This window comes from Tropicibacter naphthalenivorans (assembly GCF_900176475.1).
In the GTDB taxonomy this organism is placed as follows: Bacteria; Pseudomonadota; Alphaproteobacteria; order Rhodobacterales; family Rhodobacteraceae; genus Tropicibacter; species Tropicibacter naphthalenivorans.
Window position 1 is genome coordinate 275,019 of sequence record NZ_FWXX01000002.1, and the last position, 22,640, is coordinate 297,658.

Consider the following 22,640-nt stretch of genomic DNA (forward strand, 5'->3'; position numbering starts at 1 on the left):
CGCGCGGCACCTTGCACCGCCTCGCCTCGCGCATTAATTCTATAGCTAAAGACTCAACATATAGCGGAGACGCACATCATGCCCATGCACGCGCAGGAAATCGAGGATCTGCTTCGTGAGACCTTTCCGGATGCAAAGATCGTCGTAGAAGGCAGCGACGGCGTGCACATGTCCGCGATGGTTGTGGACGAAAGCTTTCGCGGCAAGAACCGCGTTCAGCAGCAGCGCGCCGTTTATGCCGCGCTCAAGGGCAAGATGGACGGCGCGTCTGCCGAATTGCACGCGCTGGCGCTGACCACCAAGGCCCCCGATTGATGGACGCCTTGCTGGCCTTTCTCAGCAATACCTGGCCGATGTTCTTTGCATTGGCCCTTGTGGGCGCGATCACCTATGGCGCCCTGACCCCCTATATCAGACAAGAGCGCCGCCGGCGCCAAGCTCAGGAGCAACACGATGACTGACGCAAGCACGCGCATCGACGAGACGATCAAAGCCAACGACGTGGTTCTGTACATGAAGGGCACCAAGTCCATGCCCCAGTGCGGTTTTTCCAGCCGCGTTGCAGGCGTGTTGAACTACATGGGCGTGGATTTCGCCGATGTGAACGTTCTCGAAGACCCGGAAATCCGCGAAGGCATCAAGGTATACTCGGACTGGCCGACCATCCCGCAGCTTTATGTCAAAGGCGAGTTCGTCGGCGGCTGTGACATCATCACCGAGATGACCCTGTCGGGCGAGTTGGACACCCTGTTCGAAGACAACGGCGTGGCCTACGACAAGGAAGCGGCGAACAAGATCCGCGAAGCAAACGCCTGATCTGTTTGGCAGCAATGCTTGGACGCCCTCGGTTTTCCGGGGGCGTTTTTGTTTGGGTTTGGAAGGCGGCGGGGCCTAGCCCGCGCGCAGCTTTTCGTCCACGGTTTCGGCGATGGTTTCGGCGCGGGCGGCGAGTTCGGCCAGGGCGTCGGTCACATCCGCCGGGATGCGCGGCACCTCGACCTGTTCGGGTTCGGGCGCAGGGCGCTCTTGCAGCTCGGTGAGCTCGGCTTGGAGCGCGGCGATCTTGTCCTCGGCCTCGCGCACGCGATCCTCTAGGCCCGCGGTCTTGTCGGCCAGCATCAGGCCCGACATCAGCAGCATCCGTGCCTCGGGCATCCGGCCAATCTGCTCGACCAAGACCTGAGCTTCGGCGTCTAACAGCTTGGCCGCAGACAACAAATACTGTTCTTCACCCTCTTGGCAGGCGACCTCGAAGCTGCGGGTTCCGATTTTGATTTCAAGTTCGATCTGCGCCATCACACGGCCCCTTCGTTCGCGGTTGCGGCCTCGGCGACCAGCGGCTCGATTGCGCCCAGCAGCGCCTTGGCCTCGGCGGCATCGGCGGCACGGGCGGCGCGCAGGCTTTCGATCTCGGCGGCCATCGCCTGGTTGATCAGGACGGCATCGGCCAGCCCAAGGGCGTTGGCCTCGCGCAGCGACGCATTGCTGGCCTCGAGCGCGGCGTTCGCCTCTCGCAGGCTGTGCAAGCCTGCCTCCAGCTCTGCCAGATCAGGGCCAGAGGGCGCGACGGCGGCGGCGTTGTCTTCCCAGTCTTTCATGCGGGCCTTGAGCACGCGCAGGCGTTCCTCGAGCTGGGCGTTGGCCATCTTTTCGTCTTCGTAAAGCTCGGTCAGGCGGGTGATCTCTTCGCGGGCGGCTTCGCCCCACTCGTCCGCCTCTGGCGTGGCGGCCTCGTCCGTTTCAGGTTCGGCTTCGACCTCCGGCTCGACCTCGATCTCCGGCTCGGGGTCGGCGGCGACTTCGGGCTCTGGCGCGGGGGCGGGCTGTGCCTTGGCCTCTTTGTAGTCCTCGATGGCGCTGGCCGCGGCGGCATTGGCCAGATCGGTCATCTCGGCCTGAAGCGCGGCCATCTTTTCGCGCAGGTCGTCCAGCTCGGCGTTGGCGCTGGCGGCGGCGGACACGGCGGCGTTCTTTTCAAGATCCGCTTCAAGGCGCGCGGCCTCAATCGCCTTGGCCTGTTCTTCGGCGGCATTGGCAAGCGCGGCCTCGACCGCCTGGTCCACCGTCGCCTGTACGTCCGCCTGGGCTTCCGCAACCTCGGGCTCTGCGTCCACGGTTTCGGGCACGACGCCAAGCCCGTCTACCCCTTGGGCAATCCGGTCCAGCGCCCGCGCAATCCGGCTTTGCAAATCATCTATTTGGGTCATACTGCCCCCTTATGCCTGTTCCGAAGCCTCTGATGGCGAATCGCCCCCGCTTCGTTTGGCCAAAGTTTAACAACTGCAAAGTTAAAATGCGCCCCCATAAGTTCCAATGCCTTACTCGGCACTGTTCATGCGTTTTGACAGCGCTAACGAAAGCCCATGCTTGCCTTCTGCGGGAACCCTGATATTCAGCGCAAAACCCCTTAGACCGAAGGAGCGTTCTGGTGGACATCCAAGAACTTCGCAACAGCAATCCCGATCACTGGATGCGCGCGACCGCGATCCGCGCGCTGGCGCTGGACGCCGTGGCCAAGGCAAACTCGGGCCACACCGGTATGCCCATCGGCATGGCAGACGTCGCCACCGTGCTCTTCGGCAACCACCTCAAGTTCGACGCGAAAAACCCCGAGTGGCACGACCGCGACCGCTTTATCCTGTCTGCCGGCCACGGCTCCATGCTGATCTACGCGCTGCTGTATCTCTGCGGCGATCCCGAAGTGACGCTGGACGAGATCAAGAACTTCCGCCAGTGGGGCGCGAAAACCGCCGGTCACCCGGAAAACTTCTTGCTCAAGGCCGTGGAAACCACCACCGGTCCGCTGGGTCAGGGCATTTCCAACTCGGTCGGTTTCGCCATGGCCGAGGAAATGCTGCGCGGCCGTTTCGGCAAGAAACTGGTTGACCACTACACCTATGTGATCGCTGGCGACGGCTGCCTGATGGAAGGCGTGTCCCAAGAGGCAATCGCGCTGGCGGGCCGCTATGAGCTGTCCAAGCTGATCGTCCTGTGGGACAACAACGACATCACCATCGACGGCAAGGTGTCCCTGTCCGACCGCACCGACCAGGTGGCGCGCTTTAAGGCGTCCGGCTGGCACGTGCAGGAAATCGACGGTCACAACCCGGCGGAAATCGATGCCGCCATCACCGCCGCGAAGAAGGCGGGCAAGCCGTCGATGATCGCCTGCAAGACGCACATCGCCCTGGGCCATGCCGCGCAGGACACCTCCAAGGGGCACGGCGCGCTGACCAACGCCGAGCAAGCCGTCGAGGCCAAAGCCAACTGGGGCTGGACCGCTGGCGAGTTCGACGTCCCCGCTGACGTCAAATCCTGGTGGGAAGCGGCAGGTTCGCGCGGCGCAGCAGATCGCGCCGAGTGGGAAGAGCGTCTGGCCGCCCAGTCGGAAAGCCGCCAAAAGGAATTCGCCCGCACCATGGCTGGCGAAGCCCCGAAAAAGCTGTCCGCCACTGTCAAGGCGCTGAAAAAGCAGCTGTCGGAAACCAAACCGTCCGTCGCGACCCGCAAGGCGTCGGAAATGGCGCTGGAAGTCATCAACCCGATCATGCCCGAAACCTGCGGCGGCTCGGCGGACCTGACCGGCTCCAACAACACCAAGACCGGCGACATGGGCGTCTTTGACGTGGACAACCGCAAGGGCCGCTATGTCTTCTGGGGCATCCGCGAGCACGGCATGGCCGCTGCGATGAACGGCATGAGCCTGCACGGCGGTGTGCGCCCCTACGGCGGCACCTTCATGGCCTTCACCGATTACGCGCGCCCGTCCATGCGTCTGGCCGCTCTGATGAAGACCCCGACCGTCTTCGTGATGACCCACGACTCGATTGGCCTTGGCGAAGACGGCCCGACCCACCAGCCGGTGGAACACGTGGCCATCTCGCGCGCCACGCCGAACACGCTGGTCTTCCGCCCTGCGGATGCCGTGGAAACCGCCGAAGCGTGGGAAATTGCCCTGCGCCAAACCGGCACGCCCTCGGTGATGTCGCTGACCCGCCAGAACCTGCCCACCGTCCGCACCGAGCACAAGACCGCGAACCTCGTGGAAAAAGGCGCTTACGTGCTGGCCGAAGCCGAAGGCAAGCGTCAGGCGATCCTGCTGGCCACCGGCTCCGAGGTCGAAATCGCCCTCAAGGCGCGTGACCTGCTGCAAGCCGAAGGCATCGGCACCCGCGTTGTGTCCATGCCCTGCTGGGAGCTGTTCGAGCAGCAGGACGAAAGCTACCGCCGCCGCATCCTGCCGCCCGCGGGTCCTGTGCGCGTCGCGGTTGAGGCTGGCTTGCGCTTTGGCTGGGACAAATGGCTCTGCGGCGAGCGCGGCTCGGCCAAGAAATCTGGCTTTGTCGGCATGGAAGGCTTCGGCGCCTCCGCCCCGGCAGAAACGCTGTATGAAAAGTTCGGCATCACCGCCGAAGCCGTGGCCGCCAAGGTCAAAGAGCTGCTCTAAGCCTCTGCCACCACAATAAAAAACCAAAGCCCCCGCCAGCGATGGACGGGGGCTTTTTACATGATCATCAGTCCACTTTCGCCTAGCGTACTGTAAATCAAGATATTACCCTGAATAGTAGATAGATTTCACATAATCAGAGACAAAAATATGAAAAACGTAGCTGACTTGACCTCAAACCCACTCCGAATTGGCATATCCACTCGCGCTCTTTTTGACCTAGAGGAGGAGCACATAGTCTTCGAAGAACAAGGAGTAGAAGCCTATGTTAAAATGCAGAGAGAACGGGAAGATCAAATTCTTAAAAAAGGGTCGGGGTTTCAAGTTGTCGAGCGACTGTTGGGCCTTAATGCGTCAGAACAAAACCCTATGGTTGAAGTTGTTCTAATGTCTCGAAACTCTCCTGACCTTTCTTTGCGAGCGTTTAAATCCATTCTTCACTACGAACTTCCGATTAAAGTTGGGAGTTTTACTAGCGGCCGCTCCCTTGCACCATATTTGCCTGCTTGGGGAATAGATTTATTTCTATCTAGCGAAGTCGCGGACGTACAAGCCTCTGCCCTTGCAGGTGCTGCGGCAGCAACTCTTGTCAAACCACCTGTCCACGCTAACTACGATGAAACCACAGATGAAGTAAGAATTGTTTTCGACGGAGATGCTGTTGTTTTTAGCGCCGAATCTGACGAAATTTACAAGAAAAAAGGTCTTGAAGCATTTTTCGAACATGAGAAAGAGAATGCGCAGAACCCTATGCAGGCCGGTCCATTCCAAAACTTCTTGATCAAGCTATCAATGCTTCGAAGCGCACATATTGTTTCGCCAGGCGTAAGCAAAGTTAGAATTGGACTGGTTACAGCTCGAAATGCTCCAGCTCACGAGCGAGTAGTCTACACTCTTAGAGCTTGGGGGACACCTGCGGACGAGGCTCACTTTGTCGGGCCTAATGACAAGGCCCCGATTCTACGTGCTATGGGCGCACATATATTTTTCGACGATCAGAAAAAACACGTGGACGGGGCTGCCGTCTTTGTGCCGGCAGGCCATGTTCCTGGTCCTCATGATGACAACAACCCTGTCATTCCTTCGAAGTGAAATTTAACGCCAAAACCGCCCGCGCCGCGCGCAGGCCCGGGGCTTCGCCGCCGCGGCCAAGCCGCTCCATGGTCAGGTCCATCGCCGCGCGCTGCGCGCCCGGCGCGTCCAGCACCGCGCAGACCGCCTTGGAGATCTCGGAGGGTTTGCAGTCCTTGCCGATGTACTCGGGCACCGCGCGCGTCTCGCTGACGAGGTTCACCAAGGTCACCGTGTCCACCAGCAGCATCCGCCCGATGATCTGCCGCGACAGCCAGCTCATGTCGTAGGCGATCACCATGGGCGTGCCCACCGCCGCCAGCTCCAGCGACACCGTGCCAGACGCCGCCAAGGCCACATCCGCCGCCTTGAAGGCCGCGCGTTTGATCGCGCCGGTGGGGTCTTCGCGCGGGTCGATCACCCGCACCGCGATCCGCTCTGGCCAGCGCGACACCGCCTCTCGCACTGCCGGGGCGACGTTCGACGCCGCGGGGATCACCAGCTCCAAACCGGGGCGCTCATGCACCAACCGCTCGGCCACCTCCTGGAAAATCGGCAAGAGCCGCGCGATTTCCGACCGCCGAGACCCCGGCAAGACCAGCGCCATCTCGCCCGTGATACCTTGGGCGGCGCGAAAGGCTTCGGCCTCGGCGTCCGAGGCCACCGGGTCCAGCACCACGGGATGCCCGACAAAGTCACACGGCACCCCGGCGCGCTGCATGTATTCGGGTTCAAACGGCAACAGGGCCAAGACCTTATCCACCAGCCCGCGCATCTTTTCCGCGCGCCCCGGACGCCACGCCCAGACGGTCGGCGCGACGTAGTGCACGATCTTGATCTCGGGGGCCACGGCCTTGACCAAGCGCGCCACCCGCAAGGAAAACTCCGGCAGGTCGATGGTCACCACCACGTCGGGGCGCTGCGCCAGAATGGCGTCCGCCGTCTGCCGAATGCGCGCCTTTAAGTGGCGGTATTCCTTGAGGATTTCGCCAATTCCCATGATGCTGATCTCATCCATCGGGAACAGGCTGTCCAGCCCCTGCCCGATCATCCGCTCGCCGCCGATGCCGGTAAATTCCACGTCACCACGCAGCTCGCGCAGGCCGATCATCAGGGCCGCGCCCAGCTTGTCGCCAGAGGCCTCACCGGCGGTCACAAACACCTTCATGGGCTTGGCCTTTCGCGGACCCAGAGAAACATGCCTTCGGCGTCGAGGCGGCGGATCACGTCGGTCTGGTCCAGAACCATGACGCCCCCGGCTTCGATGATGATGCCTTTGAGTCCCGCCTCGGCGCAGCGCGCGGCGGTTTGCGGGCCGATAACCGGCAGGTCGGCGCGGCGGTCCTGACCGGGTTTCGGAGCCTTGTACAGCACCCCGCCAAGCGCCGTGCCAAAGGGCAACCCGCCCAGCATCTTGTCGGTGCCGCTGTCGGTCTCGCGAGCGAGGACCTGCCCGTCGCGGATCACGCAAGCCTGCCCCAAGTCTTCGCGCGCCTGTTCAGCGCTGACCCGATCCCCAAGCCGTGCAAGCGCGGCGATCTCTCCGCCCGGTGCGGTGCGGGTGGCGATGCCTTCGGGCAGCAGCAGCGCCGGAACGGCCTCGTGGGCTGCCAGCACGTCAAAGCCCGCCCCTTCGAGGATGCCGATCACGATCCGCAGCGCGCCATCGTCACCCCGGCGCAGCGCCCGAAGGATACTTGGCAGCAGGAAAACCGTCGACAGATCAAGGCTTTGCCAGCGAATGTCGGGACGAGAGACCGCCCCGCACATGCAAATCTGCGTCACCCCTTGGGCGCGCAGCCAGCGCAGCAGGCTTCCTAGATGTTCCAGCCGGAACAGCCGGTCGGCGGTGACAAAATCCGGCGGGCTGGTTTCCAGCGCACAGATCAAAGGCCGCTGGGGCAGCGCGCGCACCACGGCGCGCGGCAACTCTCCGGTGCCTGCGATCAGTGCCAGCATGTCTTAGCCCGGCGTGAGGAAGGAACGATCGGTCTCGCCAAGGATAAACTCAACGATTTCGCGCACATAGTCGCTAGAGGTCTCATCGCCCAGTCGCCGCGCACGGTCCTGGAATGCGCCTTCGCCCTGCGCCAGCATCTGGAAGGCCGCGCGAAGGGCCGTGATGTCCGAACGGTCCACGCCGCGCCGTTTCAAGCCCACAAGGTTGAGCCCGTCCAGCTTGCCGCGCGGGGCCTGCACCAGACCATGCGGGATCACGTCGTTGGTCACCATGGTCACCGCGCCAATGATTGCGCCGCGCCCGATGCGCACCCATTGGTGCACGCCGGACAGACCGCCGATGATGACCTCATCCTCGATGATGCAATGGCCCGCCAGCGCGGCGTTGTTCACCACGATGACGTTGTTGCCCACTTGGCAGTCGTGCGCCACGTGGCAGCCCGCCATAAACAGCCCGTCGTTGCCGACGCGGGTGATGCCGCCGCCGCCTTCGGTGCCGGTGTTCATGGTGACGTGTTCGCGGATGCGGTTGCGCTGGCCGATCACAAGACGCGAGGCTTCGCCCTTGAACTTGAGGTCCTGCGGGATGCCGCCGAGCACCGCGAAGGAATGCACCAGCGTGTCCTCGCCGATCTCGGTCCGGCCCTGCACCACCACGTGGCTTTGCAGCGTGACGCGGTCGTGCAGCACAACCTCGGGGCCGATATGGCAGAAAGCACCGATCTGGACGCCCTGCCCAATCTGCGCGCCGTCCTCGATCACGGCCGAGGGGTGGATCACCGTCTCGCTCACGCGGGCAGGTCCATCATCGCGGTGAATTCCGCCTCTGCGGCCATCTCGCCGTCGACGGTGGCCACGCCGGTGAACTTCCAGACCTTGCCGCCGGGCTTGCCGCGCGCGGTGGTCAGCTTCATGCGCAGCTGGTCGCCGGGGACAACCTTGCGGCGGAATTTACACTTGTCGATGGACATGAAGTAGACCTTCATTTCCTTGTCGGCCATGTCCAGCGCGGTGCCCACCATGACGGCGGCGGTCTGGGCCATGGCTTCGACGATGGTCACGCCGGGCATGATCGGCAGACCGGGAAAGTGGCCCTGAAAATGCGGCTCGTTCATGGTGACGTTCTTGATGCCGACCGCCGAGGTGTAGCTGTCGATCTCTTCGACGCGATCCACCAGCAGGAACGGATAGCGGTGCGGCAAGATCCGCTGGATCAGTTGGATGTCGGCGCTCAGCAGCGTGTCGGTCATGTCGTTGGCCTTTTATTGTCCTTGCGCAAACCCCTAGCAATCCGCGGGGCTTTGGGCAAGCGGGGCGTCACTGTTCGGGCGGGGCTGCGCCGTCGCCGATGGCCTCATTGACGCGGGCGATGGCCTGATCGGTGATATCGATGGCGTCCAGCGCGGCAAAGACCGCGCGGCGTTCCAGGATCACCGCCGCGCCCGCCTCTGCCATCAGCTGTTCCAGCACGGGCTGCGCGACGGTCAGAAAATCGCGCCGGGCGGTTTCGCTTTTGGTGCCAAGCGCGCGGGCCTTGGCGTCTTGTTCGGCGCGCAGGCGCTGAACCTTGGCGTCAAAGGCGTCGGCAAGGGCGCGAAAGGCCTCTGGGGCCATGGTTTCGCGCTGCACGGTCAGCTGACGCTCTTCCTCGGTCAGCTGCGCCTCGATCTGGCGATTTTCGGCAGAGATCGCCGCGCCCTCGGCCTCCAGCTCGGCGGTGATCCGCTGGCCAAAGGCGCTGTCGGCGAACACCGTGTCGAACTGCACCACCAAGACGGGGCTTTGCACCACGCCTTGGCTCAGCGGCCCGCCGATGGATTGCGCAAACGCCCCAAGCGGCATCGCCAAGCCAAGGCCCAGCGACGCGCCAAGGATCACAGCCCGCAGCCCGCGCACCTTAGAACTCTGTCGAGACGGACAGGTTAAAGCTTTGCGTTTCGTCGTAGGGCTTCTTTTTCAACGGCTCGGTAAAGTCCATGCGCAGCGGGCCCAGCACGCTGTCCCACAGGATCGACACGCCGATGGTCTGGCGGTCTTCGAAGGCCTCGGACACGATCTGGTTGCCCGCCGCCACACCGCTGGTGTCGCTCAGACCCCAGACGGACCCGATGTCATAGAAAACGCCGCCGCGGATACCGTATTCCTCGGGCAGGCCCACGGGGAACTCGGCCTCAAAGCGCGCGGTGGCGTAGTATTCACCGCCCAGAGAGTCGTTCACCCCGGCGCCGATCTCACGCGGGCCGATGCCGCCAAAGGCAAAGCCGCGCATGATGTCCGGGTCGGTAAAGAAGCGGTCGCCAACGCGGGTCTGGCCCTTGGTATAATTCAGCGCGCCGCCCTGAAGCGTGGCCCGCAGGGTGACCTCTTCGTTCATGACTTTCTTTTGCGCCACGATCTTGGCTTGGGTGCGCACAAAGTTGCGGTCCCCGCCAAGGCCGCCAAAGTCCTGACCGAATTCGAACAAGACGCCCGCCGTGGTATCCAGCCCGGTGCGGCGCGTGTCGTAGGTGTATTTGTAGCCCAGCGAGCTGTCAAAGATCTCGCCCATGGCGATTTCGTTGGCAACAATGCCGCCATAGCTGCCGGTCCCATCGGGATCGACGAGATTGGAATAGCCCAGCTTGTAATTCACCCCAAGACGGCCGTTTTCCGACACCGGGAATTCCAGCGACAGACCAAAGGCGCCATTCTCGGCGTCATATTCGTCGGAAATCTCGGTGGATTCCGTATAGCTGAGGTTGGTGGCAAAGGTCAGCTCGCGCCCAAGAAAGGCCGGTTCGGCAAAGCTCAGGAAATAGCGTTTGGTGTCGGACGAGGTGTTGATCCCCAAGGACAGGTACTGCCCCCGACCCAAAAAGTTCCGCTCGGAAAAGCTGAGCGCCAGACCAAAGCCCGCGGTGGTCGAATACGAGCCACCAAAGCTGATCGAGCCGGTGGGCGCCTCTTCGACGTTCACGTCGATGACGACCTGCTGCGGGGTGCTGCCTTCGCGAGCCTGCACGTCGGCGTTGGTGAAAAAGCCCAAGGCGCGGATACGCTCGGCGCTTTCGCGGATGGCGCGCGGGTTGAACGGGTCGCCCTCGGCCACCTCGAACTGGCGGCGCACCACCTGGTCCATGGTGGTGGTGTTGCCCTCGATGTCGATACGCTCGACGAAAATGCGCGGGCCGCGGGTCAGCTGAAATTCCACGTCCAGCGTCAGGTCGCGGTCATTGCGGTTGATGCGCGGATCGACGCGGACAAAGTTCAGCCCCTCGCGGATCGCCAGACGTTCAAGCCGGGCAATTTCATTCTCGACCAGAGAGGGCGAGTAAACCTTGCCAGAGCGCAGGCGCACGGCTTTTTCAAAGATCTCCGGGTCCACCTCGGGCAGGTCCGAGGTGACGGTGACCTCGCCGACAGAGAACTGCTGGCCCTCTTCGACGGTGAAGTTCACGAAATACCCGTCACGTTCCTGCGCGATTTCGCCGTTGGTGCCGGTGATGCGGAAATCGACGTAGCCACGGGCACTGTAGAAGTCGCGCAAGAGCTGCTTGTCGAACTCGATGCGGTCTTCGATAAAGTTGTCTTTCTTGATGATCGCGCGCAACAGACCGGCTTGCTTGGTCTCGATGACGCGGCGCAGACGGCGGTCGGAAAACGCCGCGTTGCCGGTAAAGCCGATGCGCTCAATCTCGGACACGCCGCCTTCGAAGACTTCGAACACCAGATCGACGCGGTTGTCACGGCGGCGGATCACCTTGGGCGAGACACGCGCGGCGACGCGGCCCTGCTGGACATAGGCCTGAGAAATTTGCTGGGCGTCGGCCTCTGCCACGCGCGGGGAAAACACCCGGCGCGATTGCGATTGCACGATGGCGGCAAGGTCTTCGTCCTTGATGCGCTTGTTGCCCTCAAAGGCGATCTGGTTGATCGTCGGGTATTCCACCACCTTGATGACCAGCGTGCCGCCCTGCGGAATGATCTCGACCTGTTCGAACAGGCCAGAGGCGACGAGGCGCTGGTAGGCATCGTTCAGCTCACCGGCGGACACGGTCTGGCCGCGCGCGATGCCTGCGTAGGACAGGATGGTCCCGGCCTCGACGCGCTGGTTGCCTTCGATCGATACGTTGGAAAACGAATAGGCCTGCGCGTGGGCGATCTGCGGCAGCATCCCGATCCCGGCACCCGTGGCCATGACAAAAGACAGCGCGACGGCCCGCACTGCCTTGTCCAATTTCGTTGCTGCTGCGTTGCGCGCGTTTTCACGCGGCTGAATGACTTGTGCCATTTTCCGACTTTCACTCCGACATCCCTCAAGATGTTGAGTATCGGGATTGGCCAGCCTTGTCAAAAGCCCGAGGCGGCGAATTGCCGTCTTTCTCGGGCCAGACGTTAATTATTGCAGGACTACTGCAGGACGGTCCCAAGGTACGCCCCAAAGAACAGGGCGAAAACGATGGTGCAGATGTACAGCAGACGGTCCCAGTTGATCGCCATAAGCACTGACATGCTGCGGTATCCGGCGTGAAGCGTGTGCATGGATTCGGTCCTTTCGTGGTCTTAACCCCTTTATGCGTGGTGAATCGGGCATAAGTTTGACCGCTCGCGCGGGGTTTTTGGCCGCTGGTTCAACAATGTAACCGTTGGAACCGGGGATTGGTTGCGGTTTGGGCAACAAAAAACCGGCGCTCCGCGGGGAACGCCGGTCGAATTTTAATAGGCAGTGGCCGCGTATCGGTTACGGGCAGAACAGGATGTCGTTGCCCAGACCGAACACCATCATCGCCAGAACCAAGGTGATGCCGATGGACATCAGCACTTGCAGCGCGCGGTCGCTGGGCGGACGGCCCGAGACAGCCTCGTAGGCGTAGAACATCAGGTGCCCGCCATCCAGCGCCGGGATCGGGAAGAGGTTCAGCAGGCCAATCGCCGTGGACAGCACGCCGATGAACCACAGGAAGTTCGTGGTGCCCTGTTTCGCCATATCGCCAGAGGTTTCCGCGATGCCGATGGGGCCGGACAGGTTACAGGTGCTGATCTGCCCCGTCACCATGTGCCACAGCCCGGACACGGACCCGGTGATGATCCGGCCCACCTGCCCCACAGCGCCACTGAGCGAGTCGCCAAGGCCCACCGCCACGGTGTCGGGTTCGAACAGCAGACCGCTGGCCAGACCAATGCGGTAAACGGTGCGAAAGCCCCCATCTGCCAGCGGCTCGTCGGTGACGCGCGGGGTCAGGGTTTTGTCCAGAACCTCGCCGTCGCGCCAGATGGTCAGCGCCACAGCGTCGCCGCCCGACCCTTCGACAGCGGTTTGCAACTGCTTGAAGGCAAAGACCGGCTCGCCATTGATGTGGGTGATGATGTCACCGGCTTCCAGCCCTGCATCCATAGAGGCAGAGCGCGGCGCAACGCCCCCCGCCAGCGGCAACAGGAAGTACGGCCCCTGCACTGTCAGTTCCTGCCCACCCCGTTTAACCGTGTAATCCAGCACCGGCTGCTGCGGCAGGTTCGCCATGAATTCATTGTACAGCGCGCCATCCTCGGCCGAGGGCAAGGCGCGGCCCGCTATCGCCAGGATCTCATCGCCTTCGCGGAGTTCCTGCGTACCGGGGACCGGCTTGAGGTTGGCGATGGTCAGCGGATCGGCGGTGGTGCCCTGGTACATGATCACGCCGGTAAAGATCGCAATCGACAGGATAAAGTTGAACACCGGCCCCGCCGCAACGGTCGCCGTGCGCGCCCAAAGCGGCGCGCCGTGCATGGTGTGGCGCACTTCGTCTTCGTCGAGCGCCTCCATCGCGTCGGCGTCCACCCCGCCAGAGGCATTCGCATCCCCGCGAAACTTGACGTAGCCGCCAAAGGGGATCGCCGCGATTTGCCACTTGGTGCCGTCGCCATCCATGCGCGACCAGATCACCGGCCCAAACCCAAGGCTGAACACCTCGGGAAAGATGCCGGATTTCTTGCCGACGATGTAGTGGCCGTATTCGTGGATCGCGATGATGATCGACAGGGCGACGATGAAAAACACCACTGTCCAGAGAAACCCGCCAAATTGCGGTATCATTGTCGTCAGGTCCAAAACATGCCCCTTCTAATCAGGCTTTACGTGCGATGACCGCAGCGGCCGCTTGTCGTGCCAGATGGTCAGCCTCTGCAACCATATCAAGAGTAATCGCGTCAGTATTATGGCCCGCTTGGGACGAAAGACTGGTTAAAACATCCTCAACCACCCCGGCCATACGCGGAAAAGTGATCTGTTTGGCGATAAATGCGTCCAGCGCCTCTTCTTTTGCGGCGTTGAACACCGCGCCCATCAGGCCGCCCGCCTGCATGACTTCGCGCGCAAGGCGCAGGGCGGGCCAGCGTTTCTCGCACGGCTCGCGGAACGTCAGCTGGCCCAGTTTCACCAGATCGAGCCGTTCGACGGGCAGCTTTTGCCGCTGCGGATAGTGCAGCGCAAAGCCGATGGCGTGGCGCATGTCGGGCGGCCCGACGTGGGCCATCAACGCCCCGTCGTTAAAGCCAACCAGCGCATGGATCATCGATTCCGGGTGCACGACGGTTTCGATCTTGGCCGGGTCGATGCCGAAAAACTCTTTGGTTTCAATCAGCTCCAGGGCTTTGTTGAACATCGAGGCGCTGTCGATGGTGATCCGCTGGCCCATGTCCCAGTTGGGATGGGTGGCGGCCTGTTCGGGCGTCGCCTTCTCAAGGTCTGCCAGCGGCCAGTCGCGGAAAGCGCCGCCGCTTGCGGTGATGATGATGCGTTCCACGGCGGATAGGTCTTCGCCAATGAGGGCTTGGAAGACCGCCGAATGCTCGCTGTCCACCGGCAATAGGCGGGCGTTCTGTGCGCGCGCGGTGCGCAGCATCAGGCCCCCGGCGCAGACCATGCTTTCCTTGTTGGCCAGCGCCAGATCGGCCCCTTGTTCGAGCGCGCGCAACCCCGGCTCCAGCCCAGCCGCGCCGACAATGGCGGACATGACCCAATCGGCAGGACGGCTGGCGGCCTCGACCAAGGCTGTGCGCCCCGCCGCCGCCTCGACCCCCGATCCGGCCAGCGCGGCGCGCAGATCGTCCAACAGCTCGTCATGCGCAGTCACCGCCAGTTCGGCGTTCAATCGGCGCGCGTCGTCGGCCAGTTGCGCAATGTTGCGCCCGCCGGTCAGGGCGACCACCTGATAGCTGCCGGGGTCGCGGGCGATCAGGTCGATGGTGTTCTGCCCAATCGACCCGGTGCTGCCAAAAATCGAAACTCTGCGCATTATACCCCCGGCGGAAAGCCGACAATCTGCCCGGCGATCACCAAGAAGACCGAGGCCCCAAGCATCCCGTCAAAGCGGTCCATCAACCCGCCGTGACCGGGGATCAGATGAGAGCTGTCCTTGACGCCCGCCTTGCGCTTGATCGCGCTTTCGGCCACGTCGCCGATCTGGCTGGCCATGCTGACCGCGATGGAAATGCCAATGAGGCCAGCGCCTTCGATGGTCCAACCGGCCCAGAACGCGCCGACCAGCGCCGCGCCGACCCAGCCGCCCACGGTGCCCGACCACGTCTTTTTCGGCGAGACGCGGGGCCAGAACTTCGGGCCGCCAATGGCTTTGCCCGCGAAATAGCCCATCACATCGGTGGCCACCACGACGCAGACAAGCCACAGCATCCACGTCAGGCCGTAATCGCTGCGCAGGGCCATCATCGAATAGCCCGCCAGCATGATCATCATGGCGGTGACCGCGTAGGTCACGCCGCCGCGCTCCATCCGGGTAAAGCCCAGCATCGACGGCAACAACAGCAGCGGCAAAGCGAACGACGGCGGCAGGTTAATGGCCGCCAGCGCGCAAACCGCGGTCGCCACGGCGAGGATGTACTGGCTCTTGGTGCGGCCGGTGTCGACCATGCAGACCAGCTCCCAGACCATGCCGCCGCAGATCAGCGCGATCAGCCCCTGCCACCACAGCCCGCCCAAGGACACCGCGATCATCCCGACGCCGATCATCACAACGCCGGAAATGGCGCGCGGCGCGAGGTCTTCCCAGTTGGCCTTGCTCATGCGGTCACCGCGCCAAAGCGGCGGTCGCGCTTGCCGTATTGGCCGACCAGCTTGCCGAACTCATCCGATGAGAAATCCGGCCAGAGCGTGTCGACGAATTCGTATTCCGCATAGGCCGACTGCCAGAGCAAAAAGTTCGAAATCCGCGCCTCGCCGCTGGTGCGGATCACCAGATCGGGGTCGGGCAGCACGCAGGTGTCCAAGTATTTCGGCAAGGTTTCCTCGTGTACGTCGCTGGGGCAGAGCTTGCCGTCGGCCACATCCTGCGCAAGGCGCTGCACCGCGCGGGCGACTTCGTCGCGGCCCCCGTAGTTCAGCGCAATCGTCAGGTTGGTGCCGGTGCAATGCGAGGTCATCTCCTCGGCCTCGTCCATCAGCCCGCGCAGTTTCTTGTCCAGCCGGGGGCGGTCACCAATGAATCGCACACGCACGTTTTCCTTCACGAAGGCCTGCATTTCCTTCATGATGTAGCGGCGGAACAGGCTCATGAGGCCCGCGACCTCGACCTGCGTGCGCTTCCAGTTCTCGGTGGAAAAGGCAAAGATCGTCAGATACTTGACGCCGTATTCGGGGCAGGCCTCGACGATCTCGCGCACCCGGCGCGCGCCCGCGTGGTGGCCGAACAGCCGGGGCCGGCCGCGCTGCGTGGCCCAACGGCCATTGCCGTCCATGATGATGGCCACATGCTTTGGCCCATCGGTCTCAAGGAACGGTTTTGCCATATGGTTTGGTCCTTAAACTACGGATCACGAATGCGCCCCTTTTAGACCAAGCGCCGACCGATTCCAAAACCGTTCGGACGAAATGCTAAAAATGGCGGCGAATGCGTGCCGACAAGGCACGGTGCGCGGATATGCAAAACCGGCGAAGGTTGCCCCCGCCGGTTTGCTGATACCCATGCAACCTTGGTTACACTTGCATAATCTCTTCTTGCTTGTTTTCCAGCGCCTCGTCGACCTTCTTGACGTAGGTGTTGGTCAGATCCTGCACTTCGCCTTCCCAGAGCTTCTGGTCGTCCTCGGACATGCCGTCGGCCTTGGCCTTTTTGATCTGGTCCATGCCGTCGCGGCGCACGTTGCGGATCGACACGCGGGCGTGCTCGGCGTATTGCGCGGCGACCTTGCCCAGCTCGCGGCGGCGTTCCTCGTTCAGCTCGGGGATCGGCAGCATGATGATCGTGCCGTTGAGCTGCGGGTTGATGCCCAGACCGCTTTCACGGATCGCCTTTTCCACCTTGCCCACAAGACCCTTGTCCCAGACGTTGATGGTGACCATGCGCGGCTCGGGGACGTTGACGGTGCCCACCTGGTTGATCGGCGTCATAGAGCCATAGGCGTCGACCATGATCGGCTCGAGCATCGAGCCAGACGCGCGCCCGGTGCGCAGCGAGGCAAATTCGGTGCGCAGGTTGGCCATCGCGCCTTCCATGCGGCGGGTAAGATCGTCAGTGTCGAGTACGAAATCGTCAGACATGGGGTCCTCGGTGTGCTTTTTAGTCGTTTGGGCCTTTGTCTAAGGCCAGTTGGCGCGATTGTATAGCCGCGTCGCGCGATTTGGTCACGCGCTTTGGAACGAAGCCTTTACCTTTTTGCGCGAAAACAGGGGTGTAGCCCCCTGCCCCTGTTGTCCAATGCACATTTGCCTGATCCTCTTTCCCGGCTTTCATATGCTGGCCTATGCGCTGGTCGTGCAGGTGCTGCGGCTGGCGAACCTGTGCGCGGGGCAGCAGCTGTTTACCTGGGATGTGCTGTCGATGACCGGGCAGGCTGTGTCAGAGGACGGGCTAAGCGTGCCTGCCCCCGCCGCCGATTGGACCGCTGCGCCGGGCTATGATCTGGTGCTGCTGTGCGCCGGGGCGCGGGCCTTGGACCATCTGCCCATGGGGTTGCGCAGTTTCCTGATCCAGGCGGACCGCGCGGGCGCGACCCTTGGCGGGATCGAGGCGGGCGGCTTGGTGCTGGCGCGGTTGGGGCTGCTGGCGGGGCGCGAGGCGGTGATCGACCTGTCCGCCACCCCCGGCTTTACCGAGAAATTCCCCGATGTGGCGCTGTCGCCGCGCAGCTTTTGCTACGACCGGCGGCGGCTGACCACGGGGGGCGGTTTGGCCGCGGGCGATGCGATGCTGGCGTGGGTTGGCCGCGTGCAGTCCACCGCGCTGGCGGTGCAAGTGGCCGAAAGCCTTGAGCGCGGGCACCTGCGCGACACCGGCCAGACGCAGCGGCTTAGCCAGACCTCTGATCCCGTGCTGGACCGGATGCAGGCGATCATGGCGACTCACCTCGACGATCCCCTGCCGCTCGAACGGATCGCCGAGGAACTGGACCTGTCGCTCAAACAGCTGCGGCGCATCTGCCGGCAAACCCTGAACAAGACGCCCGCGCAGATCTATCTGGAAATGCGGCTGGAGCGCGCGCAACAGCTAGTCCAGGATACCGACCTGCCCGTCAGCGACGTGGCGCAGGCGACGGGCTTTGCTTCTCCCTCTGCCTTTACCCGCAGCTACAAGGCCCTCTACAAAGAACCGCCGCGCAGCACACGGGCCGCGCGGCGGTAAAATCATGCGTTGATAACGGGTTAGCCGTGCACGCGCGTGCAGGTGCCCCGTCCGGCCAGAATGCCGCGGAAGCCGCCCGGCTCATCCAGCGGAAAGACCACGATGGGCAGGTTGTTGTCGCGCGCCAGCGCAATCGCCGAGGCATCCATCACCTTGAGGTTCTGCGCCAGCACCTCGTCAAAGGTCACCTCGTCATAGCGCTTGGCATCGGCGTGCTCGCGCGGGTCCTTGTCATAGACGCCATCGACGCCGTTCTTGCCCATAAAGATCGCCTCGCAGGCCATCTCGTTGGCGCGCAGCGCCGCTGCGGTGTCGGTGGTGAAATAGGGGTTGCCGGTGCCCGCAGCGAAAATGCAGACGCGCTTTTTTTCCAGATGGCGGACGGCGCGGCGGCGGATGTAAGGTTCGGCCACTTCGTCCATGCGGATGGCGCTGATGACGCGGGTGAACACCCCGAGACCCTCAAGCGCGCTTTGCATCGCCAGCGCGTTCATCACCGTCGCCAGCATCCCCATGTAGTCGGCGGTGGTACGCTCCATCCCTTGGGCGCTGCCGGCGAGACCGCGAAACACGTTGCCGCCGCCGATCACCATGCAAATCTCGACGCCCAGATCGTGCACCGATTTCACCTCTTGGGCGATGCGCTGCACGGTGGGCGGATGCAGGCCAAAGCCCTGATCCCCCATGAGCGCCTCACCCGAAATCTTCAGCATCACACGTTTATAGGTCGTGTCCGCCATACTTGTGTCGGTCATGTTGCGCTCCGTCTTGGCTGGGGGGTATGATCGGCGCATATTTGGCGGAAAATCGCGGCGGCTGCAATGGTGCGCGGGCCGCAGGGCGCGACAAAAAGGGCAGACCGCATGAGCAGTGCGCAAGCGGCAATCACACAGATCGTCGATACGGTCGATCCAGACCGCCCGGTGCTGATCGCGGGGCCGACCGCCAGCGGCAAGTCGGCGCTTGCCTTGGCGATTGCCGAGGCGCAGGGCGGTGTCATTATAAATGCCGATGCGATTCAAGTGTTTGACGACTGGCGGGTGCTGACCGCGCGGCCTTCGCTGGACGATGAGGCGCGCGCGCCGCATCTGCTGTATGGGCATGTGTCGGGCTACGACAGCTATTCCGTCGGGCATTGGCTGCGTGAGGTGGCGCCCTTGCTACAGGATGGCCCGCGTCCGATTATTGTCGGCGGCACGGGGCTGTATTTCACCGCCCTGACCGAAGGGCTGGCGGAAATCCCGCCCACGCCCCCCGCCATCCGCACCGAGGGCGAAGACCTGATGCAAGCAAAAGGGCTTGCCGCGTTGATCGCCGAGCTGGACGAGGACACCAAGTCGCGCATCGACCTGCAAAACCCCGCCCGCGTCGCCCGAGCCTGGGAGGTGCAGCGCGCCACCGGACGAGGCATCGCCGCCTGGCAGGACGACACGCCGCCGCCGCTGCTGCCCTTGGACCAGACACAAGCCTTTGTCTTTGACGCCCCCAAGGAGTGGCTGACCCCGCGCATCGAGCAGCGCTTTGACCAGATGATCGCCCAAGGCGCGCTGGACGAGGCGCGCGCCAACATCAACACCTGGTCGCCCAACCAGCCTTCGGCCAAGGCAATCGGCGCGGCGGAACTGATGGCCTATATCGACGGCGAAATGACTCTGGAAGAGGCGTGTACCCGCGCCACCATCCTCACCCGGCAATTCGCCAAACGCCAACGCACGTGGTTCAAGGCCCGCATGAAGGCGTGGACCCCGATCCGCCCCGCCGAGCTGACGTGATGCAAAAGCCGTCCTTCCTGTCCAAGCCGATGCCGCCTTCGCCGATCAAGGTCGCGGGGCCGATCCGGGCGGGGTCGTACAACCTGCTGACCCAAGGCGCGGCGTGGAAGTTTTCGCTGCTGCACGACCGGGACGAAGACGTGCTGATCTGGGTGACACGCGGTCAGGGGCGCGTGGTCATCAATGGCGTGATGCGCGGGATTTCCATGAACAACGCGCTGTTTGTCCCCTCTGGCACGCTGTTTTCGCTGGATGTGCCCAGCGGTGTGCAGGCCTTGATGGTGCGCAGTCCCGCCGGGCTGACGCCTCGGATGCCGCATGAGCCGCTGCTTTTGCGCATTCGTGACAGCCTCGCGCAGGCCGAGCTGACCGGGATCATCGACGCCATGGCGCGCGAGATCACCCAAGACCGCGCCCTGCTCGCCGAGGCGCTGGAGGCGCAGGTGCGGCTCATCTCTGTCTGGCTGTATCGTCAAGTGCAGGCGGGCACGGCGGATGCGCCCAAGGAAACCGCCGGGCAGCGGCTGGTTCGGCGCTATGCGCAGGCGATCACCCGCGATTATGCCAGCGCGCGGCTGATGGCCGATTACGCCGAGGCGCTGGACGTCACCCCCACGCACCTCAGCCGAATCTGCCGCAAATTCGGCGGGCGCACGGCGGCGGACATGCTGACCGAACGCAAGCTGCACGCCGCCCGCAGCGCGCTGGAACGGCCCCATCCGCCGATTCAGGACATCGCCAGCGCCCTTGGGTTTTCCTCGGCGGCCTATTTCACGCGGTTTGTCCACAATCATACCGGGCAAAGCCCCACCGCGCTGCGCGCCGACGCCCAGAAAAACCTGCGTTTGCCCCGGTAAACTCAATCCTTTTACCCCCCTCCAAATCGCTGAAACATTCAAAAACAGGCTTGCGCTGGCGGGGCTGTCGTTTTTGAATAAGGCATATGTCGTTTTTAGACCTAAAAACGCCGATGCAGAGCGTTGACGCGAGGTTTGAAACAATACGCAATGTTAAGAATAAAACCGGGGATGCTGCGACAGACTGACAAGAACACAGCAGATCGCGCCAAAAGGCCCCCGCCAGATAAATGTCACAGGGAGAATAACATGACAGTCATGACCAAGCAGGACCGGATCCATCCGGGCGCCACGCTTTACGCCCGCGAATTCAAGCAAGGTCTGCTGGATCGCCGCGAGTTCCTTGCGCGCACCACCGCTTTGGGGGTTGGCGCGGGTGCGGCCTATATGCTGGGCGGCCTTGCCCAGCCCGCGCAGGCGGCGGCCCACGCCAATCGCGGCGGCACCGTGCGGATGCAGATGGAAGTGCGCGCCTTCAAGGATCCGCGCACCTACGATTGGACGCAGATCGCCTATCTGACGGCGGGCACGTTGGAATATCTGGTCGAGTACAACTCGGACGGCACCTTCCGCGGGATGCTGCTGAGCGGCTGGGACGTAAACGACGACGCGACCGAATTCCGCCTGCACGTGCGCGAGGGCGTAACCTGGAACAACGGCGATCCCTTTACCGCCGAGGACGTGGCGCGCAACATCGAAGGCTGGTGTGACAAGTCGGTCGAGGGTAACTCGATGGCGGGCCGCATGGCGACGCTGATCGACGAGGCCACCGGCAAGGCCGCCGAGGGCGCGATCACCGTGGATGGCAACACCGTTGTGCTGAAAACCTCCAGCCCGGACATCACCATCATCCCCGGCATGGCCGACTATCCGGCGGCGATTGTGCATTCGGGCTTTGACGCCACCGCGCCCTTGGCCGATCTGATCGGCACCGGCCCGATGCGCGTCACCAGCCACGAGGTCGGCGTCAAGGCCGTCGTGACCAAGGACCGCGACTGGTGGGGCGATAGCGCCTTTGACGAGGGCGGTTTCTACTTCGACACCATCGAATACATCGACTACGGCACCGACCCGGCGGCGTGGATCGCGGCGGTCGAGGCCGAAGAGGTCGACGTTCTGTACGAATCCGTTGGCGACTTTGTCGACATTCTCGATGGTCTGGGCTGGGCGAAATCCGAGATTGCCACCGGCTCGACCATCGTTGTGCGCCCCAACCAGCTGGCCGAAGTGGACGGCATGAAGCCCTACGCCGACAAGCGCGCGCGTCAGGCGATTGCCATGGCCGTGGACAACGAGATCTGCCTGGAGCTGGGCAACGCAGGGCGCGGCATCAACGCCGACAACTGCCACGTGGGCCCCGTCCACCCCGAGCATGACCCTTCGGTGACCCGCCTGCCCTACGATCCGGTCAAGGCGCTGGAGCTGTGGAAAGAGGCCGGCATGGAAGACTTCGAGATGGAAATCCACTCGATCGACGATGACTGGCGCAAGAACACCACCGACTCGGTGGCGGCGCAGCTGCGCGACGCAGGGTTCAAGGTGAAACGCACCATCCTGCCCGGCTCGACCTTTTGGAACGACTGGACCAAGTATCCGTTCAGCTCGACCAACTGGAACCACCGTCCCTTGGGGACGCAGGTGCTGGGTCTGGCCTATCGTTCGGGCGAGGCGTGGAACGAGTTTGGCTGGTCCAACCCCGAGTTCGACGCCCTGCTGGCCGAAGCCAACGCCATCGCCGATGCGGACAAGCGCCGCGAGGTGATGGGCAAGATGCAGGCGATCATCATCGACGAAGGTGTGACGATCCAGCCGTACTGGCGCACGCTTTACCGTCACTACAACGCCGACAAGGTCGCGGGCGCAGAGCAGCACATCGCCTATCTGCCGCAGATCTACAAGTGGAGCGTCGTCTAAGCGATGCCTTGGGGGTCGCCCGTGTGGC

24 protein-coding genes are annotated in these 22,640 nt (G+C 63.1%); 9 read left to right on the top strand and 15 right to left on the bottom strand.

What is annotated here, in order from left to right:
• The first annotated feature begins 78 nt into the window (after window positions 1–78).
• The 3 genes from B9A11_RS05675 to grxD are packed head-to-tail and all read left to right on the top strand — an operon-like array spanning window position 79 to window position 816.
• Window positions 79–315, top strand: coding sequence for a BolA/IbaG family iron-sulfur metabolism protein (locus B9A11_RS05675; RefSeq protein ID WP_058246861.1), 237 nt, complete (start codon window positions 79–81; stop codon window positions 313–315).
• Window positions 315–461, top strand: a complete 147-nt coding sequence (locus B9A11_RS21365; protein WP_159452477.1) for a hypothetical protein — start codon at window positions 315–317, stop codon at window positions 459–461. Before B9A11_RS05675 ends, B9A11_RS21365 begins: the two co-directional genes overlap by 1 nt.
• Window positions 454–816, top strand: a complete 363-nt coding sequence (gene grxD / locus B9A11_RS05680; RefSeq protein ID WP_058246860.1) for a Grx4 family monothiol glutaredoxin — start codon at window positions 454–456, stop codon at window positions 814–816. The genes B9A11_RS21365 and grxD overlap by 8 nt, the downstream gene beginning before the upstream one ends.
• Window positions 817–891: 75 nt before the next feature.
• Here grxD and B9A11_RS05685 read toward each other — a convergent pair whose 3' ends face one another.
• Together B9A11_RS05685 and B9A11_RS05690 are read right to left on the bottom strand one after the other, a co-directional pair.
• Window positions 892–1,296 (bottom strand): cell division protein ZapA, encoded by a 405-nt coding sequence (locus B9A11_RS05685; protein WP_058246859.1) that lies wholly within the window; start codon window positions 1,294–1,296, stop codon window positions 892–894.
• Window positions 1,296–2,207: a hypothetical protein gene (locus B9A11_RS05690; RefSeq protein ID WP_058246858.1), complete on the bottom strand. Its 912-nt coding sequence runs from the start codon at window positions 2,205–2,207 to the stop codon at window positions 1,296–1,298. Before B9A11_RS05690 ends, B9A11_RS05685 begins: the two co-directional genes overlap by 1 nt.
• A gap of 221 nt (window positions 2,208–2,428) precedes the next feature.
• On the opposite strand from B9A11_RS05690, the gene tkt reads away from it, so the two are divergent.
• Both tkt and B9A11_RS05700 read left to right on the top strand, forming a co-directional pair.
• The gene (gene tkt, locus B9A11_RS05695; RefSeq protein WP_058246857.1) at window positions 2,429–4,447 is read left to right on the top strand and encodes a transketolase; all 2,019 of its coding nucleotides are present in this window, start codon (window positions 2,429–2,431) and stop codon (window positions 4,445–4,447) included.
• Window positions 4,448–4,597: 150 nt separating this feature from the next.
• Window positions 4,598–5,539, top strand: a complete 942-nt coding sequence (locus tag B9A11_RS05700; protein ID WP_083499790.1) for a 5'-nucleotidase — start codon at window positions 4,598–4,600, stop codon at window positions 5,537–5,539.
• Here the strand turns inward: B9A11_RS05700 and lpxB are convergent.
• The 12 genes from lpxB to frr all read right to left on the bottom strand — a co-directional run bounded on the left by lpxB (window position 5,523) and on the right by frr (window position 16,988).
• Window positions 5,523–6,686 (bottom strand): lipid-A-disaccharide synthase, encoded by a 1,164-nt coding sequence (gene lpxB, locus B9A11_RS05705; protein ID WP_058246855.1) that lies wholly within the window; start codon window positions 6,684–6,686, stop codon window positions 5,523–5,525. The two genes, B9A11_RS05700 and lpxB, sit on opposite strands and share 17 nt — an antisense overlap.
• Complete coding sequence (locus B9A11_RS05710; protein ID WP_058246854.1) at window positions 6,683–7,477, bottom strand: LpxI family protein; 795 nt, start codon at window positions 7,475–7,477, stop codon at window positions 6,683–6,685. The genes lpxB and B9A11_RS05710 overlap by 4 nt, the downstream gene beginning before the upstream one ends.
• A gap of 3 nt (window positions 7,478–7,480) precedes the next feature.
• Window positions 7,481–8,269, bottom strand: coding sequence for an acyl-ACP--UDP-N-acetylglucosamine O-acyltransferase (lpxA, locus tag B9A11_RS05715; protein WP_058246853.1), 789 nt, complete (start codon window positions 8,267–8,269; stop codon window positions 7,481–7,483).
• On the bottom strand, window positions 8,266–8,727 hold the full coding sequence (gene fabZ / locus B9A11_RS05720) for a 3-hydroxyacyl-ACP dehydratase FabZ (protein ID WP_058246852.1): 462 nt from the start codon (window positions 8,725–8,727) through the stop codon (window positions 8,266–8,268). Before fabZ ends, lpxA begins: the two co-directional genes overlap by 4 nt.
• A 67-nt stretch (window positions 8,728–8,794) precedes the next feature.
• The gene (locus tag B9A11_RS05725; protein WP_234988741.1) at window positions 8,795–9,373 is read right to left on the bottom strand and encodes an OmpH/Skp family outer membrane protein; all 579 of its coding nucleotides are present in this window, start codon (window positions 9,371–9,373) and stop codon (window positions 8,795–8,797) included.
• Between the two features lies 1 nt (window position 9,374).
• Window positions 9,375–11,747 (bottom strand): outer membrane protein assembly factor BamA, encoded by a 2,373-nt coding sequence (bamA, locus tag B9A11_RS05730; RefSeq protein WP_058246851.1) that lies wholly within the window; start codon window positions 11,745–11,747, stop codon window positions 9,375–9,377.
• 119 nt (window positions 11,748–11,866) lie between these two features.
• The gene (locus B9A11_RS22425) at window positions 11,867–11,998 is read right to left on the bottom strand and encodes a hypothetical protein (protein WP_268811226.1); all 132 of its coding nucleotides are present in this window, start codon (window positions 11,996–11,998) and stop codon (window positions 11,867–11,869) included.
• A gap of 199 nt (window positions 11,999–12,197) precedes the next feature.
• The gene (gene rseP, locus B9A11_RS05735; RefSeq protein WP_058246850.1) at window positions 12,198–13,544 is read right to left on the bottom strand and encodes an RIP metalloprotease RseP; all 1,347 of its coding nucleotides are present in this window, start codon (window positions 13,542–13,544) and stop codon (window positions 12,198–12,200) included.
• 16 nt (window positions 13,545–13,560) lie between these two features.
• The gene (gene dxr / locus B9A11_RS05740) at window positions 13,561–14,730 is read right to left on the bottom strand and encodes a 1-deoxy-D-xylulose-5-phosphate reductoisomerase (RefSeq protein ID WP_058246849.1); all 1,170 of its coding nucleotides are present in this window, start codon (window positions 14,728–14,730) and stop codon (window positions 13,561–13,563) included.
• Complete coding sequence (locus B9A11_RS05745; RefSeq protein ID WP_058246848.1) at window positions 14,730–15,515, bottom strand: phosphatidate cytidylyltransferase; 786 nt, start codon at window positions 15,513–15,515, stop codon at window positions 14,730–14,732. The genes dxr and B9A11_RS05745 overlap by 1 nt, the downstream gene beginning before the upstream one ends.
• On the bottom strand, window positions 15,512–16,237 hold the full coding sequence (locus B9A11_RS05750) for an isoprenyl transferase (protein ID WP_058246847.1): 726 nt from the start codon (window positions 16,235–16,237) through the stop codon (window positions 15,512–15,514). Before B9A11_RS05750 ends, B9A11_RS05745 begins: the two co-directional genes overlap by 4 nt.
• A 187-nt stretch (window positions 16,238–16,424) precedes the next feature.
• Window positions 16,425–16,988 (bottom strand): ribosome recycling factor, encoded by a 564-nt coding sequence (gene frr / locus B9A11_RS05755; protein ID WP_058246846.1) that lies wholly within the window; start codon window positions 16,986–16,988, stop codon window positions 16,425–16,427.
• A 157-nt stretch (window positions 16,989–17,145) separates the two neighbouring features.
• On the opposite strand from frr, the gene B9A11_RS05760 reads away from it, so the two are divergent.
• A complete protein-coding gene (locus tag B9A11_RS05760; RefSeq protein WP_058246845.1) occupies window positions 17,146–18,069 on the top strand; it encodes a GlxA family transcriptional regulator in 924 nt (307 codons plus the stop codon).
• Between the two features lie 20 nt (window positions 18,070–18,089).
• Here the strand turns inward: B9A11_RS05760 and pyrH are convergent, their stop codons facing one another.
• Window positions 18,090–18,824: a UMP kinase gene (pyrH, locus tag B9A11_RS05765; protein ID WP_058246844.1), complete on the bottom strand. Its 735-nt coding sequence runs from the start codon at window positions 18,822–18,824 to the stop codon at window positions 18,090–18,092.
• 108 nt (window positions 18,825–18,932) lie between these two features.
• Between pyrH and miaA the strand changes: the two genes are divergently transcribed.
• The 3 genes from miaA (at window position 18,933) to B9A11_RS05780 (ending at window position 22,612) form a co-directional block, all read left to right on the top strand.
• Window positions 18,933–19,841, top strand: a complete 909-nt coding sequence (miaA, locus tag B9A11_RS05770; protein WP_058246843.1) for a tRNA (adenosine(37)-N6)-dimethylallyltransferase MiaA — start codon at window positions 18,933–18,935, stop codon at window positions 19,839–19,841.
• On the top strand, window positions 19,841–20,698 hold the full coding sequence (locus tag B9A11_RS05775) for a helix-turn-helix transcriptional regulator (protein WP_083499789.1): 858 nt from the start codon (window positions 19,841–19,843) through the stop codon (window positions 20,696–20,698). The genes miaA and B9A11_RS05775 overlap by 1 nt, the downstream gene beginning before the upstream one ends.
• Before the next feature lie 258 nt (window positions 20,699–20,956).
• Window positions 20,957–22,612 carry an ABC transporter substrate-binding protein gene (locus B9A11_RS05780; protein ID WP_058247124.1) on the top strand — a complete coding sequence of 552 codons (1,656 nt, stop codon included), beginning with the start codon at window positions 20,957–20,959 and terminating at the stop codon, window positions 22,610–22,612.
• Window positions 22,613–22,640 lie beyond the last annotated feature (28 nt).